This is a genomic window from Paroceanicella profunda (assembly GCF_005887635.2).
GTDB lineage: Bacteria > Pseudomonadota > Alphaproteobacteria > Rhodobacterales > Rhodobacteraceae > Paroceanicella > Paroceanicella profunda.
This window is the reverse complement of record NZ_CP040818.1, coordinates 925012-942966: the sequence shown is the minus strand read 5'-3', so window position 1 is coordinate 942966 and position 17955 is coordinate 925012. Positions and strand designations below refer to the sequence as shown.

Here is a 17955-nt window from a genome sequence, read left to right as displayed (position 1 = left end):
CGGACTTCTATGATGCAGCTTCGACATCCTCGCTGATCTCCTGCCGGACCTTCGGACCTTTCGCAAGTCGACGGCCCAGCGCTTCGATGAAGGCGTCGTATCGATCGCCACCCAAGTGGCGCATCGCGGCGCGCTCCGTATCGGGCGGTGGCGGCGTGTTGGACAGCCAGAAGCGAACGAACAGCGCGATCATCTCAACGCCGATCCCGACATCGCGCTCCAACCGCATCTGGCGTCGGTCGAGCCGATCAAGCCGCTTGGCGATAGCCGCCTCCCGCTGCTCATCGGCGTCGGGCGACAGGAAGGATGCAATGGCAGCCTCTGCGACCAGCGAGCGCGACTTTCCACGCCGGTCGGCATAGGCGGCGAGCGCCTGCATCAGCTCCGGGTCGAGATAGACCGAGAATGGTGTCTTGGTGGTCATAGCTCGATGCCGTCGTCAGGATCGAGTGACGCCTGCCGGGCCATGCCCTGCATCTGTCGCCGTATCGTAGCTTGCCGCGCCGCGTCGGTATCGGGTTCCAGATCGTCAAGCTCGAATTCGTTGGCGGGCGCTGGGCTGGGCGGCGGCGCGACGTCAATATGGCGCTCCATGTCTGGCTCGCGGCGCAGGTCCGCATTCTCCGCATCGTCCTCCTCCGCCGCCTTTTCGGCGGCCTTTTTCTTCTTCGGTTTCTTCGGCGCCTTCTCCTCGGTCGGCTCCGGCATCGGCGGTGCCGCGATCGGCGGCATATCGCTCCAGTCATCGGGCCGCGGCTTGCCGACGCCGGCCTTCGGGTTCGGCGGCGCCAGCACCCGTTCAGTGAACCGCCGGTCCTTAAAGTAGCGAATCTTCCTGGCGCGGATCGGATGCACGCCCGCCACCATCACAATCTCATCGTCGGGCGGGAGCTGCATCACCTCACCGGGTGTGAGGAGTTGGCGGGCGGTTTCGGAGCGCGACACCATCAAATGGCCCAGCCAGGGCGAGAGCCGATGGCCAGCATAGTTTTTCATCGCCCGCATTTCGGTGGCGGTGCCGAGCGCGTCGGAGATGCGCTTGGCGGTGCGCTCGTCATTCGAAGCGAACGAGACCCGGACATGGCAGTTGTCGAGGATCGCGTTGTTGGGGCCGTAAGCCTTCTCGATCTGGTTGAGCGACTGCGCGATCAGGAAGCATTTGATCTTGTAGCCGGCCATGAAAGCGAGCTGGCTCTCAAAGAAGTCCAGGCGCCCTTCGGAGGGTAGCTCGTCGAACATGATGAGCAGCTCGTGACGCTCGGCTGCGGGCTTCAGGTCCTCGGTGAGGCGGCGCCCGATCTGGTTGAGCATGAGCCGGATCAGTGGCCGGGTGCGCGAGATGTCGGAGGGCGGCACGACCAGGTAGAGCGTGGTGGGCAACGCTCCCTCAACCAGATCGGCGATGCGCCAGTCGCATCGGCTGGTCACTTCGGCGACGACGGGGTCACGGTAGAGGCCGAGGAACGACATGGCGGTCGAGAGCACGCCGGATCGCTCGTTGGCCGATTTGTTGAGCAACTCCCGCGCGGCCGAGGCCACCACCGGATGGACGCCGGCTTGCCGAAGATGCGGCGTGGTCATCATCGCGCGCAAGGTGGACTCGATCGGTTGGCGCGGGTCCGACAGGAAGGCAGCGACGCCGGCCAGCGTCTTGTTCTCGCCGGCATAGAGGACATGCAGGATCGCGCCGACGAGCAGCGCATGGGAGGTTTTTTCCCAGTGGTTGCGCTTCTCAAGGCTGCCTTCGGGATCGACCAGCACGTCGGCGACGTTCTGCACGTCGCGCACCTCAAGCGCGCCCTTGCGGATTTCGAGCAGCGGGTTGTAGGCGGCCGAGCGCGCGTCGGTGGGATCGAACTGCAATACGCGGCCGTGGCGTGCGCGGAAGCCGGCGGTGAGTTGCCAGTTCTCGCCCTTGATGTCGTGGACGATACAGCTCTCCGGCCAGGTCAGCAGCGTCGGCACCACCAGACCCACGCCCTTGCCGCTCCGGGTCGGCGCGAAGCACAGCACATGCTCAGGGCCGTCGTGGCGCAGATAGTCGCGTCCCAGCCGGCCCAGCGTAACGCCGTTCGGCCCGAGCAGGCCCGCGGCCTCTACCTCCTGTCGCTCCGCCCAGCGGGCCGAGCCATAGGTCTCCGCGTTCTTGAGTTCGCGGGCGCGGCGCACCGACATGGCGATGGCGACGATGAAGGCGAGGAAGCCCCCCGAAGCGGCAATTAGCGCGCCGGTCTCGAATATCCTGGGCGCATAGGCGTCGTAGAAGAACATCCAGACGAAGAACGCGTAGGGCGGATACACCGGCCACCCGAAGGCGAAGAACCAGGGCGGTCCGAGCTGCGGCTGGTAGTCGAGCGCCGCGGCCGTCCATTGAGTGGCGATCCAGAGCGTCGCGACGATGATCGCGAGGACGGTGACGACCTGGCCCCAAAGAATCCTGCTGGCGGGCATATTCAATCTCCTTGGAAGGGTTACAGCCCGAGCCCCCGGCCGCGACCGAGCGACCAGTCCACGCCGCCGTCGCCGCGCATGACTCCGGAAATGTGCTTGCCGATCTGGCGGTCGAGCGAGGGGGTCCAGGGGACGAGTTGGAAACTCAGGCCGTCGTCGATCATGGCGAAGCGGCCCGAGGCGAGCGCGAGGCGCTGGCGCACGGTGCCGGCGACATATTCACCGGGCTTGGACGGCGTGTGCGGCAGACCGATCTCGGCCGACAGGTCCTTGGCCGCCGCGTCCAGTTCGCGGCGCTTCAACCTGTCGAGCAGGCCGCGCGCGAAAACGATGCGCTGCCCCTGCCGCCGCGCCAGGCCGGTGTCGGCGAGATGCTCGGCGCGCGCTTCCATCGCCGTGCGCACTTCGGTACCGAAGCCGCCGCCGAGATCGCGGCCTTCGCTCGACAGGTTGCGGCGGTCGAGCCAGGTGGCCCCCGGCGCGTGAACCTGTCCCGACAGGTCCAGGTCCGAACGCACGGCGAGCGCCACCCGCTGGCGGCCCTTGCGGTCCTCGAAGTGGCGCAGCTCGACGATCGCGCCGGGCTTGCAATCGCCGGTCGCCTCGATGTCGGGAAACTGGACATGGTGGGTACGCCCGTCGATCCCGTCGACAATCGCGTAGGCGCGGCCGGTCAGCTCGTCATGAAGACCGCGGTCGACCAGCTTGCCGATGACGGGTTGGGAGGGATCGGGTTGGAGCACATAGCCGGCGGCACCCCGGTCCACGCCGCGGTCGCTCATCGCCTTGTGTATCCGCTTGATGATGTCGCCGCGCTCGCCCAGCTCGCGCAAGGCGGTCTGCGCATTGCCGGCAAGCGTCCACTGACCCGGCGCGATCTCGCTGGCGAGGCCGAGTCTCTCGAGCTTACGCAGCCGTCCGATCCGCAGCGTGTGGTCGCCGTCGGGCCGCACGTCCGGTTCGGGAGCCATGTCGATGACGCCCTCGCGGCCAAGCGTGCGCGAGAGGTCGCGGTCGATCTCGGTCCAGCGTTCGGAGTCGACCTGGCGCTCCAGCGAGGCGCGGATGTCGAGGTCACTGCGCAGCCCCAGCTCGCGGGTGACGATCTCGCGCGCGGTGGCGCGCATTCCCTCACCGATATAGTCGCGCGAGATGACCAGGTTCTGGCCGTCTTCGGCGACGCCGCGCACGATGACATGGACATGGGGGTTATCGGTGTTCCAGTGCTCGACGGCTCGCCAGTCGAGGCTGGTGCCGAGATCCTTTTCCATTTGCGTCATCAGCTCGCGGGTGAAGCCCTTGAGATCGCCCATGTCGGGCGCGTCCTCGGGCGAGACGATGAAGCGGAAATGATGGCGGTCGTTCTCGCAGCGCGCGGCGAACGCGTTGCGATCGAGACCCTGGGAGTCTGCACCGAACATCATGCCTTTCTCACCGTCGCGGGTGACGCCATCGCGTTGCAGATAGTTGAGGTGAGCCGCGAGCGAGGCGCGGCCACCGTGACGGACCACCCGCGCCTTGACGACGACCTGGCGTGATCGGTGGCCGAGCCGGTGCGTGGCGCGCAGGCTGGCGACGCGGCCCCGGCCGAAGGTCGAACGGCCCGGCGCAATGATCCGGCCGCGTCGCGAGATATGCCCCCCGGCGCGCTGCGCGGCGGCAAGCGCCTGCGCGATGATCGGCCGCGCACGTTGGCTGCCGCGCGAGCGGATGCGGCCAGGCCGAATGCGGAAATTCTCGTCGCCACTCATGCGGCGGCGCTCCGCACAATGCGAAAAACCGAGGCGGGAACTGAGTTTCGGATAGCGCCGCACAGTGCGGGATTTCCGCACACATTGCGCCGCAATGCCCAAAAGCCTTGAGAATCAAGGCCACGACCGGGGCGCAGGGGCTTCGCACATTGCCGCCCTTTATCTTGCCCTCGACACTTCCCCTGCAAAAGCTGAAGCCTTCTCCCTTCCGGCGCTGGGCCACGCTGCGACTGGCAACGCCAGGGCGCGTGAATACCGTCACTGACGGCAAATGGACGGCCGAAACGCTGACGATCTCGCGCGATCATTGTGTGATCTCGTCGGAAAGGGGGACGAACAAGCTGGCTTGGTGAAGCGCGACAGGCTCTGCGGCGACGGGTGATGGGACGGCCGGCGCACCTTCCGAACGTGCGGTGGCGGCAGTAGAAGACCCACCCGCGCGTGCCGGAAACAGCGCCGCACGGCGCCAGGCAAAGGGATCGGACGGCTGCGCAACTGCGAGCCGGGTGTCGTCCGAACCACCGGTGATCGACACCAACTTCGCGATGTAGGCGCGCGTGGCTACAGGCAGCGGACGGCCGCGCGAAAGATATTCGTCGGTACGGCCAGGACCCGCATTGTAGGCGGCCAGCATGGCGGTCACGTCGCCATAGCGGTCGTACATCTCGCGCAGGTAAGCCGCGCCCGCCAGGATGTTGTCGTGCGCGTCGAACGGATCGGAATCGAGCCGATAACGTGTGCGCAGGCTGGTCCAGGTGGCGGGCATGATCTGCATCAGCCCCATCGCTCCGACCGAAGAGACGGCGCGGAGATCGCCATTGCTCTCCGCTTGCATCACTGCCCATATCCAGCGCTCTGGGATGCCGAAGCGCTCCGCCGCCTCGACGATGAGTGCGGCATAAGGGGTGCTCGCAGTCGTCTCTTCAGCCGGCGCATTTTGCGCCAGCGCTGTGCTGGGCGAGGCCAGCAGCAGGATCGCCAGACCGACGACCGATCCGACTCCGCTCCGCCGCCAGCCTGCCAGCGTGCTCGCTCCGGCAAAGGGTGCGCGCGATGCGCCGGTCGGGGGCCGCCCTTGACCTTCGCTGTGCGCGCCGGCCGGCCTACGATCGAGCGGGACGAAGGGATGAGACGGCTTTTCCGCGAACAAAGGGATGATCGGGATCAGCACCGATCAGTTCCGGTCCTGGTTGGATCGCGGGTGGTGCCACGACAGCCGAAAAGTCCGGCCCTGGGCATCCGCGCGGAACAGCTTGGGCTTGAGCCAACGCGCAAAGAGCGGGCTTTCGATCTCCAGCGCGATGTAGTCGCCCGCCCGTTCGCTGGTGCGCTTGCGGGCGAAACCGACGATCGGACCCTCTGCGTTGTCGAGATGGATGCGGTAATCGGCCGCGTCCTCGGCGTCGCTCGGTTCGGCTGGAACGAGCATGATCGTTTCGTCGATCGCAAACAGCCGGATGCGACCGGCATAGCCGTTGTCGGTCGGCTCAAAGACGTTCACGGGCATGGTCAGTCTCCTTCGGGCTTGACGTGTGAAGGCGTTGCGGAGGTGGGCTCAGGTGCAGCGGCAGGGCGCGTCCGATGACGGCCGACGCCGGAAGCGCGCCGAAGTAGCGGCCGTCCAGACTGTCCGGGACCGCCGGATTGAGCAGCAGCAGCTCGCCAGCTTGCAGCGTGTGACAGCCGTGCCAGACCGGGAGTGGGCGGCCTCGGCCATCGCGTGCGCGGGCGATGACGACGGGACGCGCGTCGATGCTCACGACAGCGCCGTGCCGGCAGATGCGTTGTCCGGCCTTGGCCGCGATGTGTTTTAGCAGCGGTAGACCGGCGGGCAGATAGCCGCGCCGGGCAAGCCAACGCGCGAGTCCATCGGGTGGCATTGCAGCGACCAGCGCACCTGTGGGCGGATCGCGGTCGGTCTGGATGCGGTAAAGACCGATCGGCGCGCTGGCGCTGGCGTTCCAGACGAGGCGCGGCTGCGGATGGACGACGGCAACGGCAACGAACGAGACCGCAAAAGCCGACGCGGCGATGGCCGTCGCCACAGCGTAGCGGCGGCGGGTCATCCCTCGATCTCCCGGCGCTTGAGCCAGGCGGTATGGCGCTCGGCCGTGTAGAGCCGTGGTTGATGCCCGGCGGTAATGCGCTGGTGGACATGCCGCCAGTGGTCTGGCGCGGCGTCGCACGGATCGACGGCAGCGGTCTCCACCGCGTCTATGGCGGCGAGTACCTGTTGAACTTTCGGCCAGCCTTCGATCTTGAGCAGGATATCACCGCCCGGCCGCACGAAGGGCAGCGTGGTATAGGGCTCGTTCGCCGCCACCGCGCGCACCACGTCGATACGCGAGACGATGGTGCCGAAGTCGTTGGACGCCCAGCGGACGAAGGCGAAGACCGCGCCCGGCCGGAAGCCGACCACGCGCGTCCGGCGCGTAAGGATACGATCGTCCGCGATGCGGCCGAAGCGTATCCAGTGTTCCAGTTTCTTCTCGATCCAGGTCAACTCGACATGGGTGAGGCCGTCGCGGGCAAGCGCGCCGAACGCGCCGCCGGGGCGGACGGCCGGGGGTCGGTCGTCGGTCACCGATTGTCTCCCGGGATAAGCGCCGCGATGGGCGCTGCGCGATGGCGGCGGGCGGGCCGCTGGCCGAACGGCGCCGTGTCTTCCACAGCCACGCGCGCCGTTAGCAAGAATCCGAAGGATTCTTTTCTATTAGGATAGTTAGAGAGGGGGTGATTCCGCGCGGTTTTCTGCGGGTTTTCGGGAGATAAGTGTTCCCGATAGTCCGTGTTTCGCGTTCCTGATCGTCCGACTCCGGGCGTTCCTGATAGTCCGTGTCTCATGGCCGGTTCTCCACAGGCTTGAGACCGACGCGGCGCACGGCGGCATCGAACGGATCGACTGGAATCGGCGTGAAATTCAGCCGGTCTCGGCCGAGCGCATGTTCAAGCGCAAGGACGTATCCGGGGAGTGGCTGGCGGGCGACGATGGCGCGGAGCTCGAACGCGAAGCGGCGCAGCGGCGAGAGCACGCCCGACTTGAGATGAAGGTGCGGGACATCGAAGCTCCAGCCACCGGCCTGCCGTCCGCCATGCTTGCGCACGATGCGGTAGAGCCAGCGTTCGAGACCACCCGTCAGGTCGAAATAGGCGCGGTCGATCGTCAGCACGAGCGCGCGCTCGAGCACGCCAGCATAGAACCAGTCGGGCAGGATCAGTTCGATGCCCAGCGCACGGCCGTTGCCGTCCGCCAGTTCGCGCCACTCGTTGATCCATGAGAAGCGATGGCGCCGGCGTTGGTGCTCCTGTCGGATCGAGGTGGCGACGGTGGTGGATTGGAGACGGTCGAGCGCCGCCTTCAGTCGCTCATAGCTCGCCTTACCGGTCCCGCGCTGGGTGAATGCCAGTATCTCGTGCGGCGTCGTCATCATCAGCCGTGAGGTCGGCCGCCCTGCATCCCGCGCGGAAACGAGCTGACTGGCGGCCCAGATAAGCACGTCGGCGTCCCAGATCGTCGCTATGCCGTGCTCGGGGACGGCCTCGATCGAGATCCATGTCGCGCCCATCCGAAAGTCGATCGGCGCCTGCCGCCTGGTCTTGGCCAGACTGAAGAAGGGCCAGGACATGAGATCCTGAGCATCGCGTGCGGCAAGGTCGCCGGGGACGGAGCGGAACAGCTCGAGCTGCGTCCGCTCAGCGCTGGTTTGCCCGGAATGGGAACGTGCAGCCTGCATGGACCTGTCAGCGCCGGACGCAATCGGTGGGCTGGCGCTTGGCGGGATGGACCACGCCGGTGCCAGTGTCGGAGGTCGAGCGACGGGTGCCCAGCGCCGCCCAGGCTTCGAGGTCGTCGATCGCATAGACGATGCGGCCGCCGAGCTTGCGAAACACAGGCCCGGTGCCGAAGCAGCGGTGCTTTTCCAGCGTCCGGGCCGACAGGCCAAGGTGGATCGCCGCGTCGGGCGTCTTGAGGTAGCGCGGCGTAATCACGGCCACAGGTTCGGTCATGATGATCCTCCTGGTGATGGCCGGCACCCGCAAGGAAGGCCGGCGGTCAGGAGGCGATGATGGCGAAACGACCGCTGTCTAAAGAAGGGACATTGCCGGTGGGCGTGAAAACGTCCCCTCAGCCGCCACGCAGCAGACGGACATAGCCGCCGTCGCGCAGCTCGACGGCTTCGGCGATCCAGCGGCGGACGCGCTTGCGTTCCCTGCTTTCAACCCAGTCTGCGGCGCTGTAACGGCGAACCTTCTGGTGAATGAGCGATGCGGCCAGCTCCCGCTGCGTGGCGCCCGCCTGCAGGCCGTCGAGCACCTGCAGCAGCGTGAGCAGGTGCAGGCGCCGAAAGGGTGGCGGCCGCAATGTCGGCGGTCCCGCCGCCGTGCCGTTGAGGCGGCGGCAAAGCCGCTCGGCTGCGGCAAGACGAGCAAACGGATCGGCCTCGATCGGCAGCATCATTGCCAACGGGCCGTCCAGCGCGCCCGCGATCCAGATGTGCTCGTCGCCATCGGAATCAGCGAGAATGACGTGCATATATTTGCCGATTCGCATTCGTGCGCGGATTGTGCCGAGTCGCTTTTCGTCGATGCCGGGCATCGCGCCGATGTCGGGCGGCGCTGGAACCAGGACGATGCTGGCCGGCGACAGGTCCGGTCGAGCGACCGCCAGCTTCGGATCGAAGGCCGTCGCCGGTTCTGCGTGAAAGCTGATGCCCCAGCGGCGCACCAAACCGGTGGTGGCGTCGTCAGCGGTGATCGTCCCACGCTTCACACACCGTAGCGCGCGGGTGTAGTCGGCGCGGTAAGTCGGGTTGCGGCTGAGATAGCCGAGGGCGATGTCGGAATATGCGAGCGCATCGCTCCCGGCTTCGTCCGGGGGCGCGCGCCAGTCCCTCTCAGGCGGCATATGCCCCTCCCAAGCATGGCTCTCTGCGGAGCGCGAAGAGAGATGTTGTTCGGGGTGGCAGTCGCAGGGAAGTTCCGCTGCGCGCTCCGGCGCATAGCGGAATTAAGACAGCGATAGAGGAGGATGCCGGCGGGCGGTGCGGATTTGATGGATTGGGTCAGGACCGCAGATAGTGGCGATAACCACTCTCACACATCCAGCGAGCGCGAGCGAGGTGACTGTCATAGACGGTTTGCGCCCGGTCCGGCTCGGCGGTCGGGTCCAGGCCGAAGATGATGCGAACCACCTCCTGCCAGTCGGCCTTTTCCTCGGCTGCATCGAGCAGCCGCCAATAGGTGTGATGGTGGCGTTCGTCGTAAGCCGTGACGTATGGCACGTCCGGGGCGTGATCGTCGAAGACGGGTATTCCCATCGCTTACCTCTTCGCCTCAACCCCGATCCAAGTGTGTGCAGATTTACCAAACATACACCGGAATGGATCGAAGCAATCCTCCCGCATTCGCTATCGCAACATGATGATTTGCGGATAACTCGGTTGCGCTTCTATCCTTCGGCCGGAGCGTCTCGCCGGTGATACATGCACATAGTCTTGGTGCGCGTACCAACGGGGCGCCAACACAGCGAAGGTCGTTTACATACTATAGTTGATAAACTCAAAGTATGTAAATCACGATCCTGCAGCGCATGGATATGCGCAAATTGGTTGGCCGGAACTTCGCGCGTTTGCGCCGAGACAAGGGGCTGACCCAGGAAGAGGTGGAAGCGCGGTCCGGCTTCAGTCAGCAATATCTGAGCAGCCTTGAACGCGGCAAAAGGAATCCAACCGTCATCACGCTGTATGAGCTGGCCCAGGCTCTTGGCGTGAGTCACGTCGAATTGGTGCAGCCGGACGATCAGGCCTGACCCTCATTTATCAAATCCTTGTCAGCCATTCAGAACACTGAAACGCGAGCCGGGCGAACGCCCGGCGAGCCCGTCCGCTTCGACCGGCCGGGTCGGTAGCCTGCGCAGTCCGGGAAGCCGTAGGGCCGGAACCGGCCCTACGGCGCCGCGATCAGGCGGATTTGAGGCGCTGCATCCCTTCTGCCAGCGTCCACAGTGCCCGGTTGAGGGTCACATTCTGGTCGATGCCGTTGATCGGACGCGATCGACTGCGACGAATGCGCCCTTCGGCATTGCGCTTGCGGCCCTGCAAGCCGCCCCGAATGACATTCTCCTGAATGACGTTGAACGTGGTCCAGAGGCTCGGGTCCCTATCCTCACGGCGGCGCGGCTCGATGATCTGTTCGGGCCGGATCGGGCTTTCGTCGTCGCCGTAGCGGGCGACAAGGCTGACTTCACCCAGCAACCGCTGTTCGTCGCCGGAAAGCTGGATTTCCTTCATGTTCTCGCTGGCATCGATCAACCGGGGGAAGTCTTCCGCTACCGTGTAAACACCCTCGATGATGTCATGTTGGATATTGCCCTTGTGGGGTACGCGGACTTCCTCGAACCGCTCGCCCGCGATCATGCTGTTGGTGCAGACGAAGCGCAGCATTCCGGCGAACATCTGGTAAGCGCTGGTCCCGTCATGGCTGTTGACGATGATGACCTCGGCGGCCTCGGGCTTGCCGATGCCGTCATCCCGGCGCAGACGCAACATGTGCTTGGCGTGGCCGTGACGGCTGCCGTCGCGGGGGACTGACTGGGCGGCGAAGAACGGGAACCAGCCTTCCCGGCGCAGCCCCTCCACGATGTCGATGGTCGGAACATAGACATAGCGCTGCGAACGGCTGTCATGCGCTTCGTTGGCGAAAATGGATGGGACGTGGCGATAGAGCGCCTCGTTGTCGAGCGGATCGCGCCCGCTGATCTGATGGGCATTGCGACCGAACCGGGTGGCGAGGTGATGGATGCTCATGGGTCTTTCCTTCCTTGACTTGGGTTTCCGCGCGAGCGGTACTGCCGCGCTGAAACCCTGCCCGTCGGCGAGACCGGGGGTGCAACCGGAGTGGGCAGCTTCGCGGGGAACCGGCTGCACGGAACGCGTTCGCGCGTGGAGGAAGCTGGGCGGAAGCCGCTCCGAAGGGCGCTCGGGGCAGCGTCCCAAGCAACCCGATCATCAGCGCCGGGCCAGATGGCCCGTCCATCTTGTCATCGTCACCCACAAGAACAGCAAGAAGGCGCCCCGCCATCGGCGGGCGCCGTTCTGGTGCGCCGGTCAGCGCGACCAGATGAGCTGGTGCTTGCCGTCGTCGCCCTCCGTCAGCGAAGCGTAGATCGGAGCGGGAAGGCTGGGATCGTCGATCTTGGCCGAGAGATAGTCGCGGCCGTCGCGGCTGGTTTTCTTCCAGGCGGCGCCGATTTCAACCTCGCTCTCACCGGCATAGACGCGGTAATCCGGCGCTTTGTCGCTATCCTTCTCGACGGGCCGGATCTGGATGGGCTGCGAGAGGGTCAAGGTTTCGAGCTTGCCCACGAAGCGGTTGTCCTGGGCGGTGAAGGTTCCGATGATCGCCATTGTTCAGTCCTTTCGTATCGGGTCGCCCCATGCGACCGCGATGGCGTCTCGAAGGCGGGGACCGAGACGCACCCGCACCGCTTGCGGCCGGAACGCAGTGGAGGTTTGGCGGCGGGCGACTTTTTTGCTTCGCGCAGCAAAGCCCGGTCACGGGCGGCGGAAAAAAGCCGTCCGACGCCTTTGCGGAAGGGCGGACGGATTCTGCCAAAGCAGCCATCTATGCGGGCGTGGGGCGAAGATCGAAGGCCTCTCAACCTTCGCGATCGATGCCTGTCGCTCGTTCCGATGACGTCACTGGCGGAGATGCCTCTTGAATAATGTTCCCATTATGTTCCAGATTGCGGCTTTCCGAATCGAGGGATGTCGTATGAGCGTGATGATTCGCGGCGAGGACCGCATGAGGCTGAGAGTGGTGGGCGACATAGACGCGGAATTGGCCGTGCCGCGTGGCGGCGCCGGGCGCTGCTGGATCAGCTTCTCGGATGGCACGCTGATCGAAGCCGTTTACGGCGACAATGATACCTGCCGCTTCGCGGTCAGCGAGGAGGGGGCGGGCATCACGCGCATCCAGCGAGACGGTGCCGGTGACGTGCTGCGCCTCGACTGGCGAGTGGAATGGGTGACGGTGGCCCCAGCCTGTAACGCTGCGCGCGCGATGACGTATGGCGAGTTTATGCCGGTACTGCCTGGTCTCTTTGGCTAAAACCCTGTTTGCGCGAGCCGGGCATGAGCCCGGCGAGCGGCGCACTTTTTCGCATGTGACAAGAGCAGCCGCGCCCGTGAGGGTGCGGCCGCGAATTATCCGGCTCTGACTGATTGGAAAAGCCGGGGCCGTCGATGCAGCCCCGGCCCATCACCTATTCGGCTGCAATCGAATAGGCATCGTCCACTTCCATGACTTCAATCTGCTCCACCTCATCACCTTCCGGCTCCGGCACAATGGTCCGCAGCACGGCAGGCAACCATCCGGTTCCGGCGATAAGCTGTTCTGCCGCCTCGGCCATGTCCGCCTTCTTCATCGGTGCGATGCGCTCGGCGGCTTCCGAAGACACTGCCTCGCTCACGGCCTGCGCGATGTGCGCCTTGGTCACGCGCCCGAAATATCTGCGGGCAGTCGGCTGCCACGTGGTGGACATGTCGAGGCTCATGGCCTGCGCCAGCCGCTCCGCCGCCTCGATGCGTCCGGTGGAACGCTCCCACGGCACCTTCACTGCATTGACGGTGAGCGACACGCAATGTGCCAGAAGATCGGTGCGGCTGTCGGCGTCCAGCCCGGCGAGGAAGGGCCACAGGTCCGCCGCCTCGCTCGGAAGCTGCGCGCCCCATTGGTCGTGCCGTGCCGCCAGCGCCTCGCCCGCCTTGCTATCCGCAATGCCCTCGGCATGAATGCCGAGTTCTTCGCTCTTGGCGGTGATTTCGAGGCAGGATTTGCCGAACCCACGATAGAACAGGTCCAGCACCAGCGCATGGGTCAGCGCGATCATCGCCATGCCGGGCTGTTCGCCAAGGACCAGACGCAGGGCCATTGTCCTATGGGCGGTGAGGTCACGAAAGAGCGTGTCAGAAATGGGCTTAGCCGCGTCGGCGTCCTCAACATCTTCCCCGTCCGCATCCTCGTTCCCAACGGCTTCGCCATCTTCGGACACGATACCGTCGCTCTCGTCCTCCGCTTCTACCTGCGGTTGGTCCTCGGCCCGCACATAGCCGCGCTCGATCTTCGCATTGCCATCGGAACCGAGCGAGACGAACACGCCGCCACGCGCGATGATCGCAGGGTCGTAGGCCGAACGCTTGGCGCTGATCGCGTCGATCTCGTCGCTCAACGCCTGCGCCTTCGCCGCTACCTCGTCGGGCATATCCTCATAGGAGTCATAGCCTTCGATTAAGGCGTCATGCGCCTCCGCTGCTTCCGAAAACCGTGCTTCGTCCTCATCCGACAAGGCGACAAGCTGCGGATAATGACGCCGCATCCCGTGGCCATGCGGAAAGTCGATGCACGCTTCGGCCCATTTCCAGCCTTCGGCCAGGACGCCGCTGGCGATCTCGCGCAGCTTCTCGGTGACGAGCATGTCGAGCAAGCCCGAATCCTCGAAGAAACCGCCGTCATCCTCGGTGAACAGGTCGCGGATGATCGTCCCGCCTGCCTCGATATAGGCATCCGCGCCGATGAACACCGCCCGCCGGTCGTCTGCCGGAACATTGCTGGCGGTGAGGTCACGCCGGATGATCCACGGTTCCTTGTTCCACGACAGATTGTCGAACACCTGCTCCTGCCGGGCATGATCGTCGGTGATCGCGAACGCCGCCAACTGGTCGAGCGTGATCCCGTCCTGCCGGTAGATGCCCATCAGCTTCGGGCTGACCGCGCCGAGCCGCAACCGCCGTTTGACGATCTCGGGCGAGACGCCGAACCGCGCACCGATTTCCTCCGCGCCCCATCCCTTGTCGCGGGACAGTTCATGGAACCGCTCGAACTGGTCGGCGGGGTGCATGTTCTCGCGCGTGACGTTCTCGTCCAACGAGACTTCGGACGGGTCATTCTCGGTGTCGAGCCAGCAGCGGATAAGATGGTTCTTCCTGATCTCCTTGCGCTTGGCTCGCAGCAGATAGGCTAGCCTGCGGCCCTCGCCAGCGGTGACGAGATATGCGCCGGTGGGCTTGTCGCCCTTCATTTCGGGTTCCACCACAAGGTTCTGTATCAGCCCCTTGTGCGCGATGGATGCTGCCAGCGCCTCGATGGTGGCTTCACTGTGCGGCACCTTGCGAGCGTTGTTGGGCGACTTCTTGAGCTTGTTCAGCGGCACATGGATGATGCGGCTCACCTGTTCGGTCTGCTCGGTCGTCCCGGTTTCGATGGTATCGGTCATTTTCCCTACTCCTTGGGTTTCCGCGCAGCGGGAAGCGCCGCGCTGAAACCCTGCCCGTCGGCGAGACCAGGGGGGCAACCGGAGGGGCGGCTTCGCGGGGAACCGGCTGCACGGAGCGCGCAGCGCGGAGGAAGCTGGGCGGAAGCCGATCCGAAGGGCGCCAGGGGCAGCGCCCCAAGCACCGCGCCGCTTGCGGCGCCACCGAACAGGCACCGGCTATTGTTCTGCGTGTCCACGCCGTCCGCTAGGTGATCGTGACGCGGATGCGCCGAAACCCATCAGGGGTTCGGTCGGAGCGCAGCGGAGATAGAGCGCCGGTCCTGAAGGGAAGCGCGTCGCTCCCTCGGTCATCCCTCAGTCGCGTTCCGTTCGCTGGCAGGGACGCTTTTCAGGCGAGTTTTCGCTGTTGGTGAGTTTGACCCGAGGCGTTTCGGGCAGAATTCCGGGGTTCTTGCTGTCATCACGGCCAAAGCTGGTGAGTTTTCGGTTTGGCGGGAGAACTGGCGGGAGAGGTAACAACCCACTCAACCTACTGATTTTCTTGGAGAGTTTTGGTGCACCCAAGAGGATTCGAACCTCTGGCCTCTGCCTTCGGAGGGCAGCGCTCTATCCAGCTGAGCTATGGGTGCGTAAGGCGTAAAAGCCGTAAGATTTGCGCCGAAAAACGTCAATCCATGATCAAATTCGGCTGTCCGATCACGGTGAGATTTTGGTGAGTTTTTTCGTCCTTTCTTTCTTCAGCCTCCCTAAACCCGCGCAAATCCGGTATAAAATCACTGCTCTCGCGTCGGACGTAAGCCTTCGGAGGGCAGCGCTCTATCCAGCTGAGCTACGGGTGCACAGCAGGGTAATCAGACCCTGACTGCTTACGTGACGTCTCCGGCCCTCTGATCGAAACCCGATCTGCCCGGCAAGAGCTTGGTATCACGCGTCTTTCCTAGTCCTCTTCTTCACGGCACTCCCCTTGGCATCCGCCTTCTGAGCGCTGCGCTCTGTCCGGTCGGGCCACGGGTGCACCGGGGGTCGTATAGTCGATGCCGGAGGGCAGTGCAAATGGTTCTTTGCGCGCCTCAGCCGGTGAGGGGAACGCGGTGGAGAAGGTGGAAGGGGCCGTCGCCCGGGTCTCCGAACACGCAGAGCTCGCGCACCGGTTCCGGCGCGGTGCGCCCGGGCGCGGTGAGCGGGGCCAGCAGGGGCCGGAGGGCGTCGCGCAGCGCCGCGGCATCCTCGGGGCCGAGGTGCCCGGACAGCGTGAGGTGAAAGCGGAACTGCTCCATCACATAGGGGTATCCCCAGCGGGCGAGATGGGCCTCCTGGGCGGGGGAGAGGGCGGCCTTGCGGCGCCGGGCCAGTTCCGCCTCGGAGGGCGGGGCGCGGAAGCGGTCAAGGGCGCGCACGCAGTCCGCGGCGAGGGCCTCCAGTGCTTCGGAGGGCCCGGAGGGCCGCAGGGAGAGGAAGCCATGCTCCAGCGATGGCGCGAAGGGCGGGATCCCGAAGGCCGGGATGCCGGCCGCCAGCGCCTCGACCGCGGCGAGCAGGCCCTGCACATCCGTGCCGGGGGCGAGGGCGAAGGGCGGTTTCAGCGTGCCGTGGAAGCCGTAGCGGCGCGGTGTCGCGGTCACGCTCTCCCAGTCCAGCGGCAGCTCCGGCATCGGGTCGGGCCGGCAGGCCCGGCCGGCCTCGGCGTCCCAGCCCAGCCAGTCCGCGCCGAAGCGGGCGAGCGCCGAGCCGGCCGGCGGGGCGTAGTAGATGCCGTAGCGTTTCATCGCGTGTCTCCTTGCCGCTGGCCGGGGTGTGGCACCGGATCGTGACGGTTTCGCGACCGTCTCAGCGCTTCTCGCGGATCTGGGTGAGGGTGCGCGCCGGGGTGATCGCCTCCGGGGAGGTGAGCAGGTGCAGCAGGGCAGGCCCGCCGCTGGCCCGCGCCGCGGCAAGGGCGGCGGCGAAGTCCTCCGTGCGCTCCACCCGGGCGCCGAAGGCGCCGTAGGCCCGGGCGATGGCGGCGAAATCCGGGTTCCGCAGGGTGGTGGCGCTCACCCTCGCGGGGTATTCGCGCTCCTGGTGCATGCGGATGGTGCCGTAGATGCCGTTGTCCACCACGATCAGCAGGATCGCCGCGCCTTCCTGGCAGGCGGTGCCGAACTCCTGCATCGTCATCTGCAGGCAGCCGTCGCCGGCCATGGCGATCACCTCGCGCCCGGGCATGCGCAGCTTTCCGGCGATGGCGGCGGGCAGGCCGTAGCCCATGGAGCCGGAGGTGGGCGCAAGCTGGCTGCCCCAGCCGCGGTAGCGGAAGAAGCGGTGAGACCAGGTGGCGTAGTTGCCGGCGCCGTTGGTGATGCAGGCCTCCGGCATCTCGGCGTTGAGATGGGCGATCACGGCGCCCATCTGCACGGCGCCGGGGGTTTCGGGCGGGGTGTCGGACCAGGCGTGCCACGCCGCGTTGGCCGCCGCGGCGGCACCGGTGGCGCTGCGCGACAGGCCCGCCACCGCATCGAGGAAGCGCCCCGGCGTGGCGTTGATGGCGAGGGTGGGGGCATAGATGCGCCCCAGCTCCTCCGGCCCGGGGTGGACGTGCACCAGCGTCTGCGCGGGGGCCGGGATGTCGAGCAGCGAGAAGCCCTGCGACGGGTTCTCGGAGAAGCGCGCGCCGACGAGGATCAGCAGGTCGCTCTCGCGGATGCGCTGCACCAGGGCCGGGGCGGGGCCGAGGCCGATGTCCCCGGCGTAATGCGGGTGGGTGTTGTCCAGCAGCATCTGCCGGCGGAAGGAGCAGGCGACGGGCAGGTCGCAGGCCTCGGCGAAGCGGATGAGGGCGGCGCTGTCCGCCGGCTCCCAGCGCGCGCCGCCGACCACCAGCATCGGGCGCTCCGCCGCGGCCAGCAGGGCGCCGAGGCGGTCGATGTCACCCGGCGCGGGGGCCGGCGCGGCCACCTCCACCCGCGGCGCGGGCGCGAGGGCAGGGGCCTCGCCGGAGAGCATGTCCTCGGGCAGGGCCAGCACCACCGGGCCGGGCCGGCCGCTCATCGCGACATGGAAGGCGTGGGAGAGGACCTCGGGGATGCGGTCCGCGTGGTCGATCTCCTCCACCCACTTGGCCATGGAGCCGAAGAACTGCCGGTAGTCCACCTCCTGGAAGGCGTCCCGGCCGCGCATGCGCCGGCCGATCTGCCCGACGAAGAGGATCATCGGCGTGGCGTCCTGCTGGGCGACATGCACGCCTGCGGCGGCGTTCGTGGCGCCGGGGCCGCGGGTGACGAAGCAGATGCCGGGGCGGCCGGTGAGCTTGCCGTCGGCCTCCGCCATCATCGCCGCGCCGCCTTCCTGGCGGGCGAGCACGGGGCGGATGCCGCTGCCCACCAGGGCGTCGAGCACGGCGAGGTAGCTTTCTCCGGGCACACAGAACACCCTGTCCGTGCCCTGCGCCTCGAGTCCCTCGACGATGAGCTGTCCGCCGGTCTTCATGTCATGCCCTCGCAT

The 17955-nt window shown here is 66.2% G+C and carries 18 protein-coding genes and 1 tRNA gene; 2 read left to right on the top strand and 17 right to left on the bottom strand.

Annotated features, from left to right (window positions below; genetic code table 11):
- Positions 1-7: 7 nt before the first annotated feature.
- The 11 genes from FDP22_RS04295 to FDP22_RS04240 form a co-directional block, all read right to left on the bottom strand.
- Positions 8-424 carry a ribbon-helix-helix domain-containing protein gene (locus tag FDP22_RS04295; protein ID WP_138578573.1) on the bottom strand — a complete coding sequence of 139 codons (417 nt, stop codon included), beginning with the start codon at positions 422-424 and terminating at the stop codon, positions 8-10.
- Positions 421-2451 carry a conjugal transfer protein TraG gene (locus FDP22_RS04290; protein ID WP_138578571.1) on the bottom strand — a complete coding sequence of 677 codons (2031 nt, stop codon included), beginning with the start codon at positions 2449-2451 and terminating at the stop codon, positions 421-423. The genes FDP22_RS04295 and FDP22_RS04290 overlap by 4 nt, the downstream gene beginning before the upstream one ends.
- 20 nt (positions 2452-2471) lie before the next feature.
- On the bottom strand, positions 2472-4202 hold the full coding sequence (locus FDP22_RS04285) for a relaxase/mobilization nuclease domain-containing protein (protein ID WP_138578569.1): 1731 nt from the start codon (positions 4200-4202) through the stop codon (positions 2472-2474).
- Positions 4203-4506: 304 nt separating this feature from the next.
- Positions 4507-5373 (bottom strand): lytic transglycosylase domain-containing protein, encoded by an 867-nt coding sequence (locus tag FDP22_RS04280; RefSeq protein ID WP_138578567.1) that lies wholly within the window; start codon positions 5371-5373, stop codon positions 4507-4509.
- A 3-nt stretch (positions 5374-5376) separates the two neighbouring features.
- Positions 5377-5709, bottom strand: coding sequence for a DUF736 domain-containing protein (locus tag FDP22_RS04275; RefSeq protein WP_138578565.1), 333 nt, complete (start codon positions 5707-5709; stop codon positions 5377-5379).
- On the bottom strand, positions 5690-6268 hold the full coding sequence (locus tag FDP22_RS04270) for a S26 family signal peptidase (protein WP_138578563.1): 579 nt from the start codon (positions 6266-6268) through the stop codon (positions 5690-5692). Before FDP22_RS04270 ends, FDP22_RS04275 begins: the two co-directional genes overlap by 20 nt.
- Positions 6265-6786 carry a DUF2840 domain-containing protein gene (locus tag FDP22_RS04265; RefSeq protein ID WP_138578561.1) on the bottom strand — a complete coding sequence of 174 codons (522 nt, stop codon included), beginning with the start codon at positions 6784-6786 and terminating at the stop codon, positions 6265-6267. The genes FDP22_RS04270 and FDP22_RS04265 overlap by 4 nt, the downstream gene beginning before the upstream one ends.
- A gap of 256 nt (positions 6787-7042) precedes the next feature.
- Positions 7043-7936, bottom strand: coding sequence for a replication initiator protein A (locus FDP22_RS04255; RefSeq protein WP_138578557.1), 894 nt, complete (start codon positions 7934-7936; stop codon positions 7043-7045).
- 7 nt (positions 7937-7943) lie between these two features.
- Positions 7944-8210: a helix-turn-helix transcriptional regulator gene (locus FDP22_RS04250; protein ID WP_138578555.1), complete on the bottom strand. Its 267-nt coding sequence runs from the start codon at positions 8208-8210 to the stop codon at positions 7944-7946.
- 118 nt (positions 8211-8328) lie between these two features.
- On the bottom strand, positions 8329-9108 hold the full coding sequence (locus FDP22_RS04245) for a DUF2285 domain-containing protein (RefSeq protein WP_138578553.1): 780 nt from the start codon (positions 9106-9108) through the stop codon (positions 8329-8331).
- 157 nt (positions 9109-9265) lie between these two features.
- Positions 9266-9520 (bottom strand): DUF2285 domain-containing protein, encoded by a 255-nt coding sequence (locus FDP22_RS04240; protein WP_138578551.1) that lies wholly within the window; start codon positions 9518-9520, stop codon positions 9266-9268.
- A gap of 272 nt (positions 9521-9792) precedes the next feature.
- Here FDP22_RS04240 and FDP22_RS04235 point away from each other — a divergent pair, with 272 nt between their 5' ends.
- A complete protein-coding gene (locus FDP22_RS04235) occupies positions 9793-10011 on the top strand; it encodes a helix-turn-helix domain-containing protein (RefSeq protein WP_120323806.1) in 219 nt (72 codons plus the stop codon).
- A 151-nt stretch (positions 10012-10162) separates the two neighbouring features.
- Here the strand turns inward: FDP22_RS04235 and FDP22_RS04230 are convergent, their stop codons facing one another.
- Both FDP22_RS04230 and FDP22_RS04225 read right to left on the bottom strand, forming a co-directional pair.
- The gene (locus FDP22_RS04230; protein ID WP_138578550.1) at positions 10163-11008 is read right to left on the bottom strand and encodes a DUF932 domain-containing protein; all 846 of its coding nucleotides are present in this window, start codon (positions 11006-11008) and stop codon (positions 10163-10165) included.
- A 300-nt stretch (positions 11009-11308) separates the two neighbouring features.
- Positions 11309-11608, bottom strand: coding sequence for a DUF736 domain-containing protein (locus FDP22_RS04225; protein ID WP_138578548.1), 300 nt, complete (start codon positions 11606-11608; stop codon positions 11309-11311).
- A 367-nt stretch (positions 11609-11975) separates the two neighbouring features.
- Between FDP22_RS04225 and FDP22_RS04220 the strand changes: the two genes are divergently transcribed.
- Positions 11976-12311 carry a hypothetical protein gene (locus tag FDP22_RS04220; RefSeq protein WP_138578546.1) on the top strand — a complete coding sequence of 112 codons (336 nt, stop codon included), beginning with the start codon at positions 11976-11978 and terminating at the stop codon, positions 12309-12311.
- A gap of 154 nt (positions 12312-12465) precedes the next feature.
- On the opposite strand, the gene FDP22_RS04215 is transcribed toward FDP22_RS04220, so the two are convergent.
- The 4 genes from FDP22_RS04215 to FDP22_RS04200 form a co-directional block, all read right to left on the bottom strand.
- A complete protein-coding gene (locus FDP22_RS04215) occupies positions 12466-14475 on the bottom strand; it encodes a ParB/RepB/Spo0J family partition protein (protein WP_138578544.1) in 2010 nt (669 codons plus the stop codon).
- Between the two features lie 552 nt (positions 14476-15027).
- Positions 15028-15104, bottom strand: a tRNA-Arg gene (locus FDP22_RS04210).
- Positions 15105-15545: 441 nt separating this feature from the next.
- Positions 15546-16241: a DUF1045 domain-containing protein gene (locus FDP22_RS04205; protein ID WP_138578542.1), complete on the bottom strand. Its 696-nt coding sequence runs from the start codon at positions 16239-16241 to the stop codon at positions 15546-15548.
- A gap of 61 nt (positions 16242-16302) precedes the next feature.
- Positions 16303-17940 (bottom strand): thiamine pyrophosphate-binding protein, encoded by a 1638-nt coding sequence (locus FDP22_RS04200; protein WP_138578540.1) that lies wholly within the window; start codon positions 17938-17940, stop codon positions 16303-16305.
- Positions 17941-17955 lie beyond the last annotated feature (15 nt).